This is a genomic window from Streptomyces caeni, from assembly GCF_042678285.1.
Classification (GTDB): Bacteria; Actinomycetota; Actinomycetes; order Streptomycetales; family Streptomycetaceae; genus Streptomyces; species Streptomyces caeni.
Genome location: NZ_JBHUDX010000013.1, coordinates 113,336 through 131,851, shown reverse-complemented (window position 1 = coordinate 131,851; position 18,516 = coordinate 113,336). Strand labels below are relative to the sequence as shown.

The 18,516-nt window shown below is 71.7% G+C and carries 16 protein-coding genes and 1 pseudogene; 7 read left to right on the top strand and 10 right to left on the bottom strand.

Features of this window, described 5'->3' with window-relative positions:
- Nucleotides 1-127 precede the first annotated feature (127 nt).
- Both ACFSL4_RS06040 and ACFSL4_RS06035 read left to right on the top strand, forming a co-directional pair.
- The gene (locus tag ACFSL4_RS06040; RefSeq protein ID WP_381079292.1) at nt 128-1,192 is read left to right on the top strand and encodes an alpha/beta hydrolase; all 1,065 of its coding nucleotides are present in this window, start codon (nt 128-130) and stop codon (nt 1,190-1,192) included.
- The gene (locus tag ACFSL4_RS06035; RefSeq protein WP_381079290.1) at nt 1,189-1,383 is read left to right on the top strand and encodes a hypothetical protein; all 195 of its coding nucleotides are present in this window, start codon (nt 1,189-1,191) and stop codon (nt 1,381-1,383) included. The genes ACFSL4_RS06040 and ACFSL4_RS06035 overlap by 4 nt, the downstream gene beginning before the upstream one ends.
- A 52-nt stretch (nt 1,384-1,435) precedes the next feature.
- Here ACFSL4_RS06035 and ACFSL4_RS06030 read toward each other — a convergent pair whose 3' ends face one another.
- From ACFSL4_RS06030 to ACFSL4_RS06020, 3 genes and pseudogenes are all read right to left on the bottom strand, one after another.
- Nucleotides 1,436-2,623, bottom strand: coding sequence for a sensor histidine kinase (locus ACFSL4_RS06030; protein WP_381079288.1), 1,188 nt, complete (start codon nt 2,621-2,623; stop codon nt 1,436-1,438).
- Between the two features lie 325 nt (nt 2,624-2,948).
- A pseudogene (metX, locus tag ACFSL4_RS06025) lies at nt 2,949-3,923 on the bottom strand (homoserine O-acetyltransferase MetX); the annotation flags it as partial.
- 308 nt (nt 3,924-4,231) lie between these two features.
- The gene (locus ACFSL4_RS06020) at nt 4,232-4,906 is read right to left on the bottom strand and encodes a TetR/AcrR family transcriptional regulator (protein WP_381079286.1); all 675 of its coding nucleotides are present in this window, start codon (nt 4,904-4,906) and stop codon (nt 4,232-4,234) included.
- A 136-nt stretch (nt 4,907-5,042) separates the two neighbouring features.
- Between ACFSL4_RS06020 and ACFSL4_RS06015 the strand changes: the two genes are divergently transcribed.
- Entirely contained in the window at nt 5,043-6,533 is a 1,491-nt protein-coding gene (locus ACFSL4_RS06015; RefSeq protein WP_381079284.1) for an MFS transporter, read from the top strand.
- Nucleotides 6,534-6,561: 28 nt separating this feature from the next.
- Nucleotides 6,562-7,362, top strand: a complete 801-nt coding sequence (locus ACFSL4_RS06010; protein WP_381079282.1) for a creatininase family protein — start codon at nt 6,562-6,564, stop codon at nt 7,360-7,362.
- Between the two features lie 36 nt (nt 7,363-7,398).
- Here ACFSL4_RS06010 and ACFSL4_RS06005 read toward each other — a convergent pair whose 3' ends face one another.
- From ACFSL4_RS06005 to ACFSL4_RS05995, 3 genes are all read right to left on the bottom strand, one after another.
- Nucleotides 7,399-7,965, bottom strand: a complete 567-nt coding sequence (locus ACFSL4_RS06005; protein ID WP_381079280.1) for a cysteine hydrolase family protein — start codon at nt 7,963-7,965, stop codon at nt 7,399-7,401.
- A gap of 77 nt (nt 7,966-8,042) precedes the next feature.
- The gene (locus ACFSL4_RS06000) at nt 8,043-8,933 is read right to left on the bottom strand and encodes an LLM class F420-dependent oxidoreductase (RefSeq protein WP_381079278.1); all 891 of its coding nucleotides are present in this window, start codon (nt 8,931-8,933) and stop codon (nt 8,043-8,045) included.
- A gap of 187 nt (nt 8,934-9,120) precedes the next feature.
- Entirely contained in the window at nt 9,121-13,521 is a 4,401-nt protein-coding gene (locus ACFSL4_RS05995) for a cation-translocating P-type ATPase (protein WP_381079276.1), read from the bottom strand.
- A 191-nt stretch (nt 13,522-13,712) separates the two neighbouring features.
- Between ACFSL4_RS05995 and ACFSL4_RS05990 the strand changes: the two genes are divergently transcribed.
- The 3 genes from ACFSL4_RS05990 (at nt 13,713) to ACFSL4_RS05980 (ending at nt 15,782) form a co-directional block, all read left to right on the top strand.
- Nucleotides 13,713-14,096 (top strand): hypothetical protein, encoded by a 384-nt coding sequence (locus ACFSL4_RS05990; RefSeq protein ID WP_381079274.1) that lies wholly within the window; start codon nt 13,713-13,715, stop codon nt 14,094-14,096.
- A 658-nt stretch (nt 14,097-14,754) separates the two neighbouring features.
- Nucleotides 14,755-15,342, top strand: a complete 588-nt coding sequence (locus tag ACFSL4_RS05985) for a hemerythrin domain-containing protein (protein ID WP_381079272.1) — start codon at nt 14,755-14,757, stop codon at nt 15,340-15,342.
- Nucleotides 15,343-15,389: 47 nt separating this feature from the next.
- Nucleotides 15,390-15,782, top strand: a complete 393-nt coding sequence (locus tag ACFSL4_RS05980; protein ID WP_381079270.1) for a DUF6343 family protein — start codon at nt 15,390-15,392, stop codon at nt 15,780-15,782.
- A gap of 53 nt (nt 15,783-15,835) precedes the next feature.
- Here ACFSL4_RS05980 and ACFSL4_RS05975 read toward each other — a convergent pair whose 3' ends face one another.
- From ACFSL4_RS05975 to ACFSL4_RS05960, 4 genes are all read right to left on the bottom strand, one after another.
- A complete protein-coding gene (locus tag ACFSL4_RS05975) occupies nt 15,836-16,006 on the bottom strand; it encodes a hypothetical protein (protein WP_381079268.1) in 171 nt (56 codons plus the stop codon).
- Nucleotides 16,007-16,202: 196 nt separating this feature from the next.
- On the bottom strand, nt 16,203-16,817 hold the full coding sequence (locus ACFSL4_RS05970; RefSeq protein ID WP_381079266.1) for an N-acetylmuramoyl-L-alanine amidase: 615 nt from the start codon (nt 16,815-16,817) through the stop codon (nt 16,203-16,205).
- 56 nt (nt 16,818-16,873) lie between these two features.
- A complete protein-coding gene (locus ACFSL4_RS05965; protein ID WP_381079264.1) occupies nt 16,874-17,887 on the bottom strand; it encodes an acetamidase/formamidase family protein in 1,014 nt (337 codons plus the stop codon).
- Nucleotides 17,884-18,435: a hypothetical protein gene (locus tag ACFSL4_RS05960; protein ID WP_381079262.1), complete on the bottom strand. Its 552-nt coding sequence runs from the start codon at nt 18,433-18,435 to the stop codon at nt 17,884-17,886. The genes ACFSL4_RS05965 and ACFSL4_RS05960 overlap by 4 nt, the downstream gene beginning before the upstream one ends.
- Between the last annotated feature and the right edge of the window lie 81 nt (nt 18,436-18,516).

The window sequence follows — 18,516 nt, the reverse complement described above, 5'->3', positions numbered from 1 at the left end:
GCCTCCCGGTGGCGGCTGCCCGCCGGGCTCGGCCGGACCGGGCACATCGCAGTCGACCGGGCCTTCGGCTTCGGTCCGCGCCGTCCCGACGGCGCATTCCACTGACCGGGGACGGTGATCCGACATCATGGACCATCTGGAAGAGCTCAAGGAATTCGCCCGTCTGCACGCCCGCGGCCAGGGCATGACGGCCGAGCACGCCGCGCGTGTCCTCACCCGTGTCACCAATGACACCACCGGGGACGCCGGCTCCTGGGCCGCGGTGTGGACCGCCGAAGGCCGGGCCGCCGCCGCTCGTGGCGACCTCCTCGACGCGTGCCGGCACTACGCCCTCGCCCGTTTCCCGTACCACGGCGACGCCGATCGCGTCCTCGCCCAGCAGCTCTGTGTCGACACCTTCGACCGGTGGCGCCGCGACCAGGACGGTATCGAGCGCCTGGAGTTCGACCACCCCGACGGCACCGTCGCCTGCTGGGCCGCGGGGCTCGACAGATCCCGCCCGCTGCTGGTCGTCATGGGCGGCATCGTCAGCGTGAAGGAACAGTGGGCGCCGCTGCTGCCCCTGCTGCGCAGGATCGGCTTCGCCGCCGTCGTCACCGAACTGCCGGGCGTCGGCGAGAACACCGTCACCTACGGCCCCGAGTCCTGGCGCACCCTCAGCTTCCTGCTCGATCGGCTCGCCGACCGCGCCCAGGTCGGTGACACCTCGATGCTCGCCCTCAGCTTCAGCGGCCACCTCGCCATGCTCGCCGCCGCCGAGGACCCCCGCATCCGCCGCGTCCTGACCGTGGGCGCACCCGTCGCCGACTTCTTCGCCGACGAGGACTGGTGGCCCCGTGTGCCCGGCATCACCGCCGACACCCTGCGCCGCCTCACCGGGAGCGCGGACCTCACCGAACTGCGTCACCGCCTGCCGGGGTTCGCCTTCACGCCGGAGCGGCTTCGGCAGGTGCGCATTCCCGTCCGGTACGTCGCCAGCAGCCGCGACGAGATCATCCCGGGCAGCGAGCAGGCGCTGTTGCGCCGCACGCTCGACGATGTCCGGTTCAAGACGTTCGACGACGTGCACGGCTCGCCCGCCCATCTCGGCGCGATGCGGCGCTGGCTCTTCTCCCAGTTGCTGTGGCTGCGCTTCGCGCGCCGCGGCTCCCGGCAGGTGTCCCGCTCCCTGGTCAGTGAGAGACCCTCATGAGTGAGCGCGGGAACGACCACGAGGCGACCTCCGGAACCGTCTTCGACACGGTGCGGCCGTGGCAGACGCTGGCCTCACTCGGCATCACCGAGGACGATCTGACGGCTGTTCACCACAGGCCGTCCGCACACCGTTTTCCCTCGGACCGTGCGGTGAACGCCGCAGTCACCTCCCTGCACGGAGGACCATGACGCGGGTGGCCCCGCAACCGCGGCCGGTGGCGCAGCCCTCGCCGGGACGCGATCAGGCGGCTGATCCATTGGGCGGAAACATGATCTGCCGTACCTCCGCGGTCGTCTCCTGCGGCTTTTTCGCGGGCACTTCGGCCAGCACCCGGAATGTGCCGTCCGTCCCGGGCCCTGACTCCAGCCGTCCGCCCACAGCGGTCATCCGGGCGTGCAGATTGCCCAGTCCGCTGCCGCCGTGCGGTGAGGGGTCGTGGTAGGCGGGGTCGACACCGTCGTTCTCGACCACCAGCCGGACCAGGCCCTCCTGCTGGACGGCCCGGATGCTGCAGCGTGAGGCGTCGCTGTGTCGCAGCAGATTGGTGACGGCCTCCCGCAGCGTGGTGGCGAGCGCGGTGTCCACCTGGAGGGAGAGCGCCCCCAGGCGGACCTCCGTGCGTACGTCGATGCCGGCGGCGTCGAGCATCGAGCGGGCCGTCTTGATCTCCTGCTGCAGCGACATGTCGCGGAACCCGCTGGCGACTTTTCGGACATCGGCGAGGGACTGTCCGGCGATGCTCAGGACCTCGTTGATCTCCTTCATCGCGCGTGCCGGATGCGCCGGAATGAGCCGGTGGATCAGCTCGCTCTTCAGGGTGATCGCGGAGAGGCTGAAGCCGAGCAGGTCGTGGAGGTCCCGGGCGAAGCGCTGCCGTTCTGTGGCGACTGCCTGGCGGGCGAGTTCCCCGCGGGCGGCGTGCAGTTGCGTGATCAGTTCCGTCAGCCGGGTGAGTCCGTAGACGACGAGTCCGGTCAGGAGCGAGGTCTCGGCGAGGTGGATGCCGTCGATGAGCGGTCGGCCTTCGAGGACGGGCGGGGTCAGCATGCTCAGCCCCGTGATTCCGTAGAGCGGCCAGGCCACCGGCGGCGGCAGGAGGAGCAGCACGGAACCGGCCAGGTATCCGGACACCGTCCCCCAGGGGGCGTGGAACACCACGAGCGGCAGATACGTCAGTAGTGTCTGGATGCCCAGGGTCAGGCACTTCTGGGGCAGAAGCGCCCGGCTGCCGCCCGGCGCGGAGTGGACGAACTGCAGGGCGAGGACCGCCAGGAGGAGGAGCACACCGGCTGTCTTGGCCGTTGGGGACACACCGGTGCTCAGGACGGTGGTGGTGGTGAAGAGCGCGTAGCCCAGCAGCGCGGCGATGAGGATGGTGCGCGCCAGCCGGGGGGCGGGGAGACCACTGCTGTGTCTGGGCGGGGACACCGCCTTATGTCTGCCCCGTGACTCGTCCGCACTGTCGGAACGGTCGTGGCTGTCGATCATCGCACGGCCTCTCGCAACTGTGTGCGCCATTCTGCGCAGATGATAAGTCAAGGATGTGACATCCGGGCAGCGAGGAGACCAACCCTGGGACGATGAGCGAAACCAAGCTCAACTCCGCGTCGTGGGTGGACCGTTCGCGTGGAGGCAGGCCGACCCGCGGCCCGGAGTGTGTGTGCGTGTCCACCGCCAGATGATGCCCGCAGTGACCGGAGTTGATGCGGAGCATTTACCTTGCGGCGCAAGCTTATTGAGTATCTGTCAGAAACTACCCGGAGATCTGAGGCCCTCCGGGCGTTGCACTGGGACCGGACCGGGTGGTGACCGGTGGCGTCGCCTGCGCGAGGAGTTCCCCCACGAGCGCGGCTACCTGCTCCGTCTCGGTCAGGAAGCCGTCGTGGCCACAGGAGGACTGGATCACCCTGAGACGGTCCGCCGTGGGGATGCCCGCCGCCAACTCAGCCTGCTGGGAAGGAAGGCAGAGGCGGTCGGAGTCGACCCCCGCCACCAGGGTCCTCGCGGTCACCCGGCGCAGGGCGGCGCGCACACCGCCGCGGCCGTGGCCGATGTCTTGGCTGTTCATGGCCTCGGACAGCACGACGTGGCTGCCGGCGCCGAAGCGGCGCACCGGCTTGGCCGCATGATGGCCGAGATGGGACTCGACCTGGTACCGGCCCCCGTGCCAAGGGTCCTTCGTGCCCTGCGGTGAACGGCCGAAGCGGGCCTGGAGCTCGGGCTCGCTGCGGTAGGTGATGTGGGCGAGCCGGCGGGCCAGGCCGAGTGGGGCGTCTGGTCCCCGACCGGTGTCGTGGTAGTGACCGTCACGCCGGTGCGGGTCGGAGGGGATGGCGTGCAACTGGACGCCGGCCCAGGCGATCTGCTCGGCGCTCGCGGCGGCCGTGGTGGCGAGCGGCAGAAGCGCGGTCGTGCGCTCCGGATGCGACACGGCCCATTCCAGCGCCCGCGTCCCGCCCATCGAGCCGCCGACCACCAGGGCCCAGCGGTCGACGCCCGGTGCGTCGGCCAGTCCCGCTTCGGCCGCGACCTGGTCGCGCTGTGTCAGAAACGGGAAGTCGCCGCCCCGGCATCGTCCGTCGGGGCGCGGCGAGGAGGGGCCGGTGCTGCCCTGGCAGCCCCCGAGCACGTTCGGAGCGACCACGAACCAGCGGTCGGTGTCCAGCGCGCGCCCCGGGCCGACGAGCCGGTCCCACCAGCCGGGAGTGGGGTGGCCGGGTTCGGCGGGGTGCGATGGGAAAGGGGTTGGTCAGATGCCGGAGCGCGGCGTCAGCTCACGGCGCAACAACACGTGGTGGTGACACGCACGTAGTCAACGTGGCGGCGGGTCACAAGCACGGTCATGGACACAGATGACCACAGCGGCGCATCACCGCACCAGCTCAGCCCGGTCGTCTCACATGCGGGACGCGGTTTCGGGCATCCGCGGTCAAGGAGATGCGCTCGGGCACCTGGGCCGTGACCGAGTCCGCGTGGAACGGTGCCGTGCGGACGGGCGACGGACGTGTCGACCTCCGTCGCCCGTGGGGGCAGCCGTCATGCCGACGGCGGCGTGGGGCTCCCGTAGCGGCTGAGGAACGTGGCGATGGCTTCCTCGACGACGGTTTCGGTCGACGGTATGCCCATCCGCTCGGCGGGCACCGCCATGACCCTGGGCCAGAGGACGAACTCCTGGATGAGGCCGAGGAACTGATGGGCCGCCACCTCGGGCGAGGGGCAGCGGATCGTGCCCGCCTCGTCCAGGTCGCGCAGGCCCGCCTCGAACGCCCGGATCAGCGGCTCCTTCCCGAGCCGGTAGAACTCGTCGGCGATCCAGGGGGCGCGGCGGGACTCGGCGATCACCAGCCGGGTGAAGGCGATCTGGCCCGTCTCGTCGATGAAGTCGATCAGGGCCGCGGACAGCCGGCGCAGGAAGGCAGCCGGATCGCCGGTCCTCTCCAGTCCCTCCGTGAGGCGTGACGGCAGCGTCTCGAGGCGGAGGCTGCCCCAGTGGTCCTCCATGACGGCGCGGAAGACGGCGTCCTTGCTGCCGAACCGGTTGTAGACCGTCTGTCGCGCGACTCCGGCTTCGGCGGCGATGCGGTCGAGGTTCACCCCGTCGTAGCCGTCCTCCAGGAACAGGCGCTTCGCCGCCGAGAGGATCTTCGCGCGGCTGCGTGCCCGTACGGCGCTGTTGCCGGAGGCCGGCCGGTTCGATGGCGTGGGGGTCACGGACGAATACCTCCATATGGACTGGACGGACCAGTCCACTTTATGCCTCCGACCTCTTGCCTGGCCAATATTTGGCTTGTACTGTCCAATCTAATTCCGGCCGGAAGCGAACCCATACGTCCCCGAGGGGGAACAGATGCACCCTCTGCACAAGGCCGACGGCCTCTCCGTCGCCGCCCGGCTCGACAGGCTTCCGATGACCTCGCTGCACAAGCGCTTCGTCGGCGTCATGGCGCTGGGCAACTTCTTCGAGATCTACGAGCTCTTCCTGTCCGGAGTCCTGGCCACCACGCTGAAGACCACCTTCGAGCTCAGCGGCCTCGACCTGTCACTGGTCCTCGCGTCCGCCTTCGTCGGCGCCTTCATCGGAGCCGTGGTGATCGGCCGGCTCGCCGACCGGGTCGGACGGCGCGGTGCCTACATGCTCACCCTCAGCCTGTACTCGGCCGGCACGCTCGCCTGCGCCTTCGCCCCGAACCTGTGGGCCCTGGTCGCGTTCCGTTTCGTCGCCGGCATCGGGCTGGGCGGCGAACTGCCCGTGACCGACTCCTTCCTGGGCGACATCCTGCCGCCGGGGCGACGTGGCCGGTATGCCGCCTGGGCCTTCACCAGCGCGTATCTGGCCGTGCCCGTCGTCGGATTCCTCGGCATGGTGATGGTCGGCGCGGCGCCGCTCGGTGTCGCCGGCTGGCGGTGGATGTTCGCCGTCGGGTCCCTTGGCGCACTGCTCACCTTCCTCATCCGGCGCAACCTGCCGGAGTCACCGCGATGGCTGGAGACCGTCGGACGCGGGGCGGAGGCCGATGTGATCGCGAGGCGCTTCGAGCGGGCCGCCGAGGCGGAGGGCTGGATTCGTCCGGTGCCCGCGGCCCCCGCACCCGCCGCGGCGGGCGCGGGCACACCCCGTTCGGCCACCGTGCACCGGGGACGGACGCCGAGCCCAGGTCATCCCGTCCGGAGCCTTTTTCGGGCGCCGCTGGCCCGGCGCACGGTGGTGATGGCCGTGCTGTGGATCCTCGCGCCCATCGGTTACTACGGGTTCAGCAGCCTGGCCACGCTGGTGCTCGCCGCGAAAGGGCTCACCGTCAGCAATTCGCTGACCTACCTGACCCTCTCGTTCATCGGGTACCCGCTCGGCTCGTATCTCTCGATGCTCGTCATGGAGAAGGCCGAGCGGAAGTGGATCCTCTGCGCGTCCCTGGTGGGGATGGCCCTGGCCGGCCTCGCCTACGGCAATGCGACGACGACGGCGGCGATCATCGCCTCGGGCTTCTGCTTCACCGTGGTGGCCAACGTGATGTCGAACGCCGGTCATATCTACCAGTTGGAGCAGTTTCCCACCGGGGTGCGCACCACCGCTACCGGCTGGCTGTATTCCCTCAGCCGCCTGTCCACCGCGGGCGCCCCGTTCTATCTGATCCCGCTCCTGGACTCCTACGGAGCCATGGCGGTCTTCGCCCTGGTGGCGGCCGCGATGCTGATCGCTGCCGGTGCCCTCACCTTCGGGGTCCGCACCACCGGCCTGTCGGTCGAGGCGATCGCGGGCGGCATCCCCTCGGACGACGAGCCGTCCGCCGCCCCACGTCCCGCTCACCCGTCGCCGCTCGCCGCTCCGGAAACCCGCTGAAGCGTTCGAGAAGGAAGGAAGTGTCACGATGTCCGACGTCCTATGGAACCGGCTGACCGCGCCCGCCCTGCGCAGACTGGCGGCCCAGGGCGCACCGGTGCTGCTGCCGGTCGGCTCCACCGAGCAGCACGGGCCGCATCTGCCCACCGGTGTCGACGATTTCCTCAGCGCCGAGGTATGCCGCCGTACCGCCGTCCTCATGGCGGCCCGGGGGCGTCCCGCGGTGGTCGCGCCCTCCCTGTGGTGCGGACTGTCCGATCACCACGTGGAGTTCGGCGGCACCTTCACGCTGACCCTGCCGACGTACCACATGGTGCTGCGTGACCTGTGCCGTTCCATTCTCACCGCGGGGTTCGCGAAGATCCTCGTCGTGAACGGCCACGGCGGCAACGTCACCGCCCTCAACGCGCTCAGCAACGAACTGTCCCGGGAACTGTCCGCTTCCATCGCCGTGACGAGCTACTTCACGGCGGGCGGGGCGCGCACCGCGGAAGTCCTGGAGAAGCAGGAGACGCTGATGCACGCCTGCGAGGGCGAGACCTCCATGATGATGACCGTGGCCCCCGAACTGGTCGATCTCGACCGCCTGGAGGAGGCGACCGGGCCGGACATCGCCCTGCAGTCGGCTCCGGACCACATCGTCCACGTTCCGCGCCCCTTCAAGGACGTGACCGCGACGGGAGTGGCCGGAGACGCACGGCTGGCCACACGGGAGAAGGGCGAGGCCATCCTGGACGCGAGCGCGACGGCCCTGGCCGCATGGCTGCTGGAGTGGACCGGTGGCGACGGCTCTCGTACACGCCCGAAGGCCACGGACAGCGTCCTGTGACGTGCCGCCGGACCGTCGGCTCGGCGCGTGGCCCGCTCAGCCCGCATCGGCAGCCGCGAAACTCACCTCCGCCGTGCCGACGGTCCCCCCTCGGCGCCCGGGCGCGCTCTGCCACTTCCAGTAGAGATTGGTGTGCGCTATCACCTGTTCCGGGGCCGGCGCGCCGAATGCGGTGAGGTCCTCCGTCGTGTGCGCGTCGCCGACCAGCGTCACGTCGTACCCGCGGACGAGCGCGCCGTGCAGGGTCGAGCGGATGCAGGCGTCCGTCTGGGCACCGGTGACGATGAGCTGCCCCACTCCGCGCTCGGCCAGCACCGCTTCCAACCCGGTGTCCTCGAACGAGTCGTAGTAGGTCTTGTGGACAAGCGGTTCCGCATCGCGACGCACCAGCTCCGGCACGTACTGCCAGCTCTCACTGTCCGGTTTGAGCTCGTCGCTGGAGTGCTGCACCCAGACCACGGGCACGCCCTCCGCGCGCGCCCTGTCGATCAGGGTGTTGATGTTCGCGATCACGCTGTCGCGGTTGGGAGAGCCTGCCACCACCCCGTTCTGGACGTCGATGACGAGCAATGCGGTGTGCGGCCGGTTGGGCAGCGTCGTCATGGGTGCTCCGGTTTCTCGTCACGGATCTGTGTCGACTTCACCGTAGACGGGGCCACTGACAACGGCGCGGCACGCGGTCAGCGCAGCAGTCCCGCCAGACGGCGCCAGGCCGCCCGGGGGAGGGAGTCGCGGGAGCCGTCCTCGATCACCTGCAGGGCGATGTGGTCCGCGCCCGCAGTGCGGAAGGTTTCGATCCGTTCCCGGATCCGTTCGTCGTCCCCCCAGGCGAAGAGCGCGTCGACCAGGCGGTCGCTGCCGCCGCGCGCGAAATCGTCCCGTGTGAAGCCCAACTGCTGGAGGGCGTTCGTGTAGTTCGGCAGCTCCAGGTAGAGGGCGAGGCTGCCGCGGGCCGTCGCCCTGGCGCGGTCCGGGTCCGTGTCCAGGACCACCTTCGTCTCCGGTGCGAGCAGGGGAGCGCCGCCCAGGACGGCGCGGGCCCGGGCCGTGTGCCCGGGCGTCACCAGGTAGGGGTGGGAGCCTGCGGCGCGGTCGCGGGACAGCTCCAGCATCCTCGGGCCGAGCGCTGCCAGCACCCGGCGCCCGGCGGGTACGCCCGCGGCGTCGAGTGCGTCCAGATAGCCGGCCATCGCGGAGTACGGGCGGCGGTACCCCTCCGTCCGCGCGGCGTGGCTCACGCCCAGTCCGAGCAGGAAGCGCCCGGGGTGTGCCGATTCCAGCTCGGTGAAGCGCGCCGCGGTCTGGGCCGGCCCGTACTGCCAGATGCTCTGGATGCCGGTCGCCACGGTGAGCCGCGAGGTCGCCTCGATCAGCGGCACCGCGTGGCGCACGGTGCTGCTGCCGCCCAGCCAGACGGCGCCGAAGCCCAGTTCCTCCAGTTCAGCGGCGGTCTCGGCCAGTTCGCCCCGCCTGCCGGGGTCCTCAGAACGCAGTCCGACACTCCAGATGCCGTAGGCGCCGACGGTCTCCTTCAGGGAGCCTTCGCGGTCCTCGCTCGTGACGTTGCCCATCGGGTCCGTTCCTTCCGTACTTCGGTGTTGCGTCCGGTCCGTGGGACCTGCCCTGTGTCACCCGGATCCCGGCAGAGCCCAACAGGCGGCCGCCGGTGCGTATTCCACGCCGGAGGTACCCTGGCGTACCCCTTGAGGGGCCACACCGCCGCACACACGCCGGGACCGTGCGGCCGCGTCCGGCGGGCTACGTCGTGGACACGGTCGGCGGCCGCTGGGGGAGCGCCGCGCGGATGCGGGCGATCGGCGCCGGGAGGAACAGCGAGCCCACCGTCGCCGTCGCCGCGGCGGACAGGGCGATGCCCCAGGCCAGGGGCCCGAGGGGGGTGCAGCCGAAGAACTGGCTGAGGACCGGCGTCTGGACGACCACGGCCAGGGCGGCCAGGGAGCCCAGCGAGGAGAGGGCGATCGCCCTGCTCCTGCCCCCGGCCAGCAGGGTCTGGCCGAGCTGCGTGCCCACGAGCGCGACCAGGGCGACGGTGCGGGCACGGCGGCCGCGGCCGGTGAACCGGGCGGCGAGCCAGCCCGAGGCGGCACCGAGCGTGGTGGCCACGGCGCGGCAGACCGTCTCCTCGGTCAGGGCCGTGCCGAGCGAGACCTCCGGTCCCTCGTGGAGCATGCGCTCGGTCGCCTCCGGCCGGGGCGGGCGCAGCGCGACGGCCATGGCCGGGACGAGGTCGGTGAACAGGTTGACCAGCAGCAGCTGACGCGCCGTCAGCGGCGATGTTCCGGTGGCGGCCGCACCGAGGAGGGTGAACGCGATCTCCCCCAGGTTGCCGCCGACCAGGATCGCCAGGGCCTGGCGCACGGAGGCCCACATGGCGCGGCCCTCGACGAGCGCGGCGAGCACCGTCTCCAGCCGGTTGTCCGTGACGACGAGGTCGGCCGCCGCACGCGCCGCCGGAGTGGCCCGCACACCGAACGCGATCCCTATGTCGGCGAGCCGGATCGCGGGCGCGTCATTGGCGCCGTCGCCGGTCATCGCGACGGTGCGGCCCAGCCGCTGGAACGCCTGCACCACGCGGACCTTGTGCACCGGGGTGCCGCGCGCGACGACCCCGATCTCGGGCAGCAGGGCGTCGAGCGAGCGGTCGTCCAGGGCGTCGAGTTCGGCACCCGTCACCACCCGCTTGCCGTCCAGGACCCCCAGGTCGGCGGCGGCCTTGCCGGCGGTGCTCGGATGGTCTCCGGTGATCATCACGATGTGCACTCCCGCGTCCGCGAGATGGCGCACCGCGTCCGCGGCGGTGCCGCGCACACGGTCGGCGAACGCGAGGAAACCGACGAAGCCGAGGCCCCGCACCGCCTCGTCGGTGAGCTTCCCGTCGGCGGCGTCGCGCAGCTCGGCGACCGCCAGGACGCGATGGCCCTCGGCCGCCAGCTTCTCGCCGGTGGTGAGGATGTCGGCGCGGTCCTCCTCCGTCAACCGCCGGCCACCGCGGGTGGCGCAGCGCGCGACGACCTCCTCCGGCGCTCCCTTCACAGACAGGATGCGGCGTTCTCGGGACCGGCCCAGGGTGGCGTGGAAACCGCGGCTCGGCTCGAACGGCAGGCCGGAGAGCCGCCGCCAGTCCGGTGCGCCCGTCGCCCGGCGCACGCCCGCCTCCTGGGCGCCGTCGGTGACGGCGCCGTCGGTCGCGTGCTCCAGTCCGTTGCCGCCGTGCGGGCGCGGCGTCGCCCGCAGCGCGGCGGCCAGGACGGCGCGCTGCTCGTCGCCGAGGGACTCCAGGGACCGGCTGTCGCCGTCGGCCGCGACGGCGACGAGGAAGATGTGCCCGTGGGTGAGGGTGCCGGTCTTGTCGAAGCACAGCACGTCGGTGCGGCCAGCGGCCTCGATGGTGCGGGGATCCCTGACCAGGGCCCCCCGGGCGGACAGCCTTCTGGCGGAGGCGAGCTGGGCCGCCGAGACCAGGAACGGCAGCCCCTCCGGAACACTGGCCACGGCCAGGCCGACACCCGCGCCGACCGTGTCCCGGGCACGGCGCCCGCGCAGGGCACCGGCCACCACGACCGCCACGGCCGAGCCGAGGGCCACGGGCAGGGCACTGCGGGTGATCCGGGCCAGCCGGCGCTCCACACCGACGGCGGGCGCGGCACCCCGGCCCACCGCGGCGGCCCGGCTCGCCTCGGTCGCGGTGCCGGTCGCGACCACCAGCGCGCGGCCACGTCCGGCCGCGACGGTGGTGCCCTCGTAGACCATGGACGTACGCTCGGCGAGCTCCGACGCCAGCACCGGCGCGACGTCCTTGGCCACCGGAAGCGACTCGCCCGTGAGCGCAGACTCGTCGGCCTCCAGATGGTGCGCCTCCAGCAGACGCCCGTCGGCCGGGACGACATCACCGGCGCCCAGGTTTACCACGTCGCCGACGACCAGGTGCTGGGCGGGAACGATGGTCTCCGTCCCGTCCCGCAGCACCCTCGCCACGACGGCCGACTCACGCCGCAGCCGGGCCTCCGCACGGGCGGTCCGGTGCCGCTGGAAGCCGCCGAAGAGCCCCGACACCGCGGTGACGGCCATGATGACGGCGGCGTCGAGGACGGCACCCACCGACGCGGACATGGCTGCGCCCGCGCCCAGGATGGGTGTGAGCGGGTTGGCCATCTCGGCGAGACAGGCCCGGCCGAGCGACGACGCGGGCGCGCGCTCGCCGGGGGCGGCACCACGCCTCCGCGCCTCCTCGTCCGACAGTCCGCCGGCCGTGCTCCCGGTGCGGGAGAGCAGGGTGGCCGGGTCCATCGCATGCCAGGGGTGACGGGACTCGGCGGGCAGGGGCGGGGGGAGCCGCAGCAGCCGTACCGCCGACCAGAACCCGGCGGCGATGCCGAGCGCGCCCGCCGCGTTGAAGGCCGTCACCCCGCGTGCGGCGGACCGCTGCCGCCGTCCGGTCAGCGCCGCCGTCGCACCGACGGCCGCGGATACCTGGGCGAGCCGCACACCGCGCCGCGCACTGTCCCGCGCGCCGCGGCAGCCCCGCACGATGACGGTGGCCGCCACCGGATCGGAGTCCATGTACAGATCCCCGCCCCAGGGCGGAGTCCCGTCCGGGCCGGAGATCCCCACCCCGACGTCGGCCGCCCGCAGAGCGGACCGGTCCCGGGAGATCAGCAGGACACCGTCGCTGTCCCGCTGGAGGGCCCGTACGGAGGCGAGCAGGCCCTCGCCGGCGTCACGCACCGCGTCGGCATCCCGGACGGCGGGGTCGGCCGTGTGCGGACCCGCGGTCACGACGGTCAGCCCGGCGTCGTGGGCGGCGGGCACGAAGGCGTCGGCGGACTCGTGCATCTGCGGCACCACGCTGATCACGGCGAGCAGACGGCCTCCGTGCGCCAGCCCCAGCACGAGCCGCGCGCCGTCGTGGTGCAGCCGCTCCTGCTCCCGCGTCCCGGTACCTCGCAGCGCCAGCCGCTCCACCGGCCCGAGCGCCCACTCGCCCTGCCGGGACAGCCGCTCGGGCGCGGCGCCGTCGAAGAGCCGATGGGCCCGCGCGGCGAGTTCTCCCGCGGGCACGTCCTCGTCGAGGGCGACCAGATCGGCCAGAAGGTGAGACCCGGTGGCCAGGACATCCGTGTCGAGGAGCACCGTGCCGATGCGGTCGAGCCTGCGCAGGGCATCGGGTTCGGCCACGAGGACCCCCCGGCGCGCCAGGCCCCTGCCGAAGGCCGAGGCGAAGCCCTCGCGGGCCAGCAGAGGTGCCTTGGGGATGGCCGCCAGGGCGCCGCCGAGGGCCCTTCCGGGGCGCCGGGTGACGAGCAGCGAGCCGGCGAAGGTCGCCGCCGCCACCAGAGGCACCTGGTCCGCGTAGCGTTCGACCGGTCCCGGCCGCAGCGGCGTCTTCCGTGGCGGTGCCGGCGGCACCGCCCCGTGGGAGCCGGCGGCGGCGGTGCCCGTGAGACGTGGTTCGGCCGCGGCCCAGGACGCGTGCTCCGCGTTGGCCTCCACCACCCGCAGGGCGTGCCGGACGGTGTCCACTCCGACCCCGAGCACACCGCCGGAGCCGGCATGGCCGATCGCCGTCAGCCCGGCCATCAGCAGTCCGGCGTTGCCGGCGCCGACCGCCCGCTCGACCAGGCGACGCAGTCGCGGATGGACCTCGACGAGCGGGACGAGCGCCGCGGCCTGGGCAGGGAGGGGAGCACGACGTGTCAGTCCCGCCGCGGCGGCCAGGGGCGCGGCCGCCACCTGCATGGCCACCGCCCATGCCGCCCGCCGGGAGGCCCCGCCGGAGAGGGGATGGTCGGGCAGCGGGTGGTCGGCGCCGTGCGCCTCCTCGACCTCCTCGACCGCCTCGATCAGGGCCGCCACGGTCTCCGCCGCGTCCGAGGGGCCCTCGGTGGCGACGACGACATGCCCGAGCACGGTGTTCGCCGCGGCCCAGACCACGCCGGGCACCTCCGCGAGCCGGCGCTCCACGTCCTCGACGAGACTGGCCGCCGACGGGTGGGGCAGGTCGCCCTCGCGCAGCCCCCGTACCGCTACGTGTGCGCGCCCCTCGAAGTGCCGTATGCGCCGTGTGGTGTCGCGACCCCGCAGTGCGGTGGCGGCGGATGACACGGCGGCCCGCAGCAGGCCGCCTCCCGGCAGTGCCACAGCGCATCACCTGCCTCATCCGCCCCACCCCCGGGTCCGGAACATCCCTTCCTGCGCGAGTAGCCACGAACCTCGTGGTTCACACGAAATCAATACAGACAGCCATCAATCACTGATAGGGCGCATGCCGCGCGAAGCGCGCGAGAATTGAAGAGGCACACCGTACGGACTCCACGAAAGGAGGGCAGGGAATGCCCAGGACAGCGGCGACCACGCGACAGCGAGAAGCACCGCAGAAGCAGTCCGCGCAGACACATGCGCACGAGGGTGCGGGCCTGCACCTGCACACGCGGACGCTCCACCCCCCGGTGCCGATTCCGTATCTCACCAGGGAGGATGTGACGAGTACCGCGAGGACGGCGACGTCACGGCTGCCCGGCAGGCCGTCGGCCAAGGATCTCGTGTTCTACGGAGGTCTCGGAGCGATGGCCGTGGCGGGGGCACTGGAATGGCCCGTCGCCCTGGCCGTCGGCGGGGCCACCTGGCTGGTGCGCAGCAGGAAGCACGACGGGGCGGTCGAGGCGCCGGCTGAGCACGACGGCTCGGCTCGGGGCGCGGGCAGGAAGAACGCCTGACACGGCCCCCGACGGAACCACAGCACGGCGCGCGGCAGCGACGGCGCTGCCGGGCGTCGGTGCACCGGGCGGCGACCGTGCGCCGGGCGGCGACCGCGGTGCCGGGGGCCGGAGCGTCGCAAGGACGCCCGGGCGTCGGGGGGAGCGCCGTGTGTCAGGCGGTGGCCGGCGCGCCGGCCGTGCGCAGGTGGCGTGAGTACGCGGACCACAGTTCCCACGCCAGACGCAGGATGACCGCCTCGGCGAGCGCGACGCCGATCTTCGTTGCCACGGCTACAAGTATCTGGCTCATGTCGGATGACTCTCTCTCCGGGATCCGATGTCCGATATCCGAAGATGCATCCCTTTCATCCGTGGTGGGCGTCGCGTGAGCCTCTATTGGGTGTCGTTTGGGTGAACAGTAAGTGTTTCATCCTTCGGGCGCATCCGCCCACCGGCTGACCCCGCCGCAGTACACCCGTGTTCCGCACCGGGCGGACGGCATGGCGACGATGTCGAGACCTCGGCCGTGTTCGCCGGGGTCGGGCGCGGGGGTCGATCGTCGGCCGGGCAACCCGGTGCGGCGACGGCGTGGAGCGTACGGGACTGTTTGTCGTGATCTGTCGGGGTTACCCGCGAGGGAGAACGTGGAAGCCGACGCGGGAAGGAGGGCATGGCCATGAGCAGCGCGACCAAGGAACGCGAGGAAGCGGCGAGGCTGCCGGAAGGCGACGTGGTGCGCATCCTGCTGGAGCAGCATGCGCGGATCCGTGATCTGTTCGCCGGGGTCAAGACCTCGCACGGCGAGCAGAGGCAGGAGACCTTCGACGAACTGAGGGCTCTCCTGGCGGTCCACGAGACGGCAGAAGAGATGATCTTGAGGCCGACGGCGAAGAAGACGGCCGGGGAGGCCGAGACCGAGGCCCGCAACCACGAGGAGGAGGAAGCGACCAAGGTCCTCGCCCAACTGGAGAAGATGGACGTGGACAGCGCGGAGTTCGACACCGAGTTCGCCGCCTTCGAGAAGTCCGTGATCGACCACGCCGAGCACGAGGAGCGGGAAGAGTTCCCCGCGGTGCGCCGGGGCTGCGAGGAGGGCGAACTCAAGGGGATGGGTACCCGGCTGCAGATGGCCGAGAAGATGGCGCCGACCCATCCGCACCCGACTGCGGCGGGATCGCCCGCGGCCCAGTGGATGGCGGGGCCCATCGCGTCCATGATCGACCGGGTGAAGGACTCGATCAGCAGCAAGTCGGGCGGCGGTTGAGACGGCAGGGCGGGGGCCGGACACCGTGTGCTGAAAGGAGACACGCCGTGAGCGAGGAACCTGCCGGCCGTTCCGGGCACGTCCCCGACCCGAGGCACCGGCCGTCGGCCCCGGCCGACGCCGGCCGCGGGCCGGTGCCCCGTTCGCGCTCGGGAGCCATCGGCCGCCGCTGGGCGAGAACCGGCACGGAACCAGCCACCGCCCAGAGCGCGCTGCGGCTGCGTGTCGTCCTCAGCGGCGCCGCTCTTCCACTCTTTGCCGCGGGGGCCGTCCTGATCGGGCTGTGGGCGGACAACTCGCAACCCGGTCAGTCGCCCAGCCGCGGCGTACTGGTCGTCCTGGCGGCCGTGTGCGGGGCCATCGCCCTGGTGGCGGCGTTGGATCTGTGGGCCCTGAACCGCCGCCTACGGCGCGAGCGAGGAAGTCACATCCGCGAGTAGCGAGGAAGTCACATCCGCGAGTGGGGAAGCCATATCCGGGCGGCCTCGCCTCGTCAGGCCCTCTCGCGCCCAGGACACAGGCCGAGGGGGCTGCACAGCTGGATCACCTGGTAGCGGCCTTGCCGGGACTTCTCGCCGGGCGAGTCGGCGTCGTGGCGCAGGAACCTCCGCTGCGAGGGCTTGACGCGCCTCGTCTCGTCCGCCTTCTCCACGTTGCCCCTCATGGTGGTTCTGCGCCTCCGTGGTAATCGCGGTGGCTGCGCTTCGTGCCTCTCCGCCGCAGCCGACCGGGTCGGCGCCGCCTGAGGAGATTGCGCAGGTTGCACGCACCCTCGGGGCCCCGGACATCCCATCGCGGCGGACTCCGGTCCTGGCCCGTCTGTCTCGCGTGATCAGCGGCTTACACCCGGCGCCCGTCGCTCAGGAGGCGTTGACGAGTGACATGTAGAGCTCCCAGTCCCAGCTCGGCCCCGGGTCGGTGTGGTCGGTGCCCGGAACCTCGTAGTGCCCGATGATGTGCGCCCGGTCCTTGGGAATGCCGTATCTGGTGCAGATCGCCGCCGTGAGCCTGGCCGACTCCTGGTACAGGGCGCTCGTGAAGTACTCCGGTCTGTCCACCCAACCTTCGTGCTCGATGCCGATGCTGCGGGTGTTGTAGTCCCAGTTCCCCGCGTGCCAGGCGATGTCGTGCTCGCGGACGCACTGCGCGATGTGTCCGTCGGCCGACCGGATGACATAGTGCGCGGACACCTTCTTCCGGGGGTTCTGGAAGACGCCCAGGGTGGTCGTGTACGTCGTCTGCGTCACATGGATGACGACCAGGTCGAGCGGATATCCGATCGGCCGGTCGGAGACGGTGTAGTTGGCCGGGTCGGCCGACAGCCAGTCGACCGAGGGCTGGTCGACGATCCGAGGCCGGGCACGGGCCGGTGCCGAGGGCAGCAGCGCGTAGGGAAGCGCGGCGAGGGCCGCTCCCTTCAGCAGCCGCCGTCTCGTCGTGACGGGGCTGGTTCGTTCCGATCCGGTGTGTTCCATGCAGCACATGCCTTTCCATGCCTGGGCTCCTGCAGCCGATCCCGTCCGCTGAGTGCTCAACACCTGAGCGTGGCCGCTGTTTCGCGCAAGCGGGCGTGGATTCCGCGGTGTGTCTCGCGTGCGGGCAGCCATTCCTTGCGGAGTTTGGCCACACACGTGTAGTTGATGTCGCAGACGTTCGCCAGCGGGGACTCGACCGTCTGGGTGGCGAACTGGTAGGCGTCCACCTCGCTGAACCCGTAGTCGCGCACAAGCCACTGCACGAGGTCGAGCTGGGATATCCGGAACGCGTCCTCCAGCGGGCGGGCGGAGCCCGTCGAGATGATGTGAGTGTCGGACTCGATGCGCGGCCACGGTGTGGCGAGGCCCTTGAGCAGTTCGACGATCACCACGGTGTGCATGGCGCACTCGACGGCCACCCCGCAGGTCTCACCCTCGCCCTGCCGGGCATGCCCGTCGCCAAGGCTGACGAGTCCGCCTTCGACGTTCACCCCCAGATAGCAGGTGACGCCCGCACGCATCTCCGGGGTGTCCATGTTGCCGCCGTGCGCGTCCGGCACCAGAGCGGAGCGCACCTCCATGTTGGCCGGCGCCACGCCCACCGTCCCGTGCATCGGGTCCATGGGCAGCTCCACCCGGATGTCGCCGTCGCGCGCGCTGAACTCGGCGGTGCCCCGCGCTCGGTCGAGCTGCCAGATCCACACCGCCTCCGGCAACGGCGGCTGCAGGGTCGCCGTGGTGTGCGTGGAGGTCAGCGCGCCGAACAGCGGCACCGTCGTCGAAGCCGCCCAGTCCCGGGCCGGCTCGATCGACACGAAGTGCACCGCCAGCGTGTCACCCGGCTCGGCGCCCTCCACATGGAACGGACCGGTCTGCGGATTGAGGAAGGGGAACTCGCACACCTCGGACACCAGGTCCTTTTCGGATCGCACCCGCCCGGCGAAACAGTCCTCGGTGTACAGATCGAGGACCGTGCCCGGTGCGATCCGGGCGACGGGCGGCGCGCCGCCGAACGTCCAGGCGTACTCGCCCGGCGCGGGCCGCACGGTCAGGATGCGGGGATCGGTCATGGCTGGACGGCTCCGTTCGGCCGAAGGTCGGATGTCGGGGACTTGTCGAGATGGACGCGGGCGGTCTCGGCTATGCGTCCGGGACGGCGCCGCACCAGGACGAGCAGCACCGTCACCCCGGCCGCCATCCACACACCGACGACGGGGCCGGTGTAGGACACCGGCGCGGTCGGAGCGGTCACGAAGTCGAAGACCGGCAGGCCCGCCGCAGTCGGCAATGCAGGCACGAAGGCGGCGATCCACAGCAGCGGGAACAGCAGATGCCGCACCGGTTTGAACAACTCCCGTCTGCGGCGCAGGAAGTAGCCCGCGCAGGCGAGGTTCACCACGATGCCCCAGCCGACGAGAAAGCCGACCGCCGGATGCAGACCCTGCGCCGCATAGGCCGCCACCGAACCCGCGGCGGGCAACTGCCGTGCCAGCTCGGCCACGCACGGCGCGGTGAACAGACAGGCCACCAGTGCGATGAGCACGGACAGCGGCAGGCTGCCGCCCGCGAAGGCCGCGCCCGAGGGAATGGACGCGGCGGCCGCTGCCGCGGGCGCCATCGCCGTGACGCTCTGGAACGAGACCTCACGCAGCCCGATCGCCTCACGCCGCAGTCCAGAACGTTCTCCCCCGTCATGGGA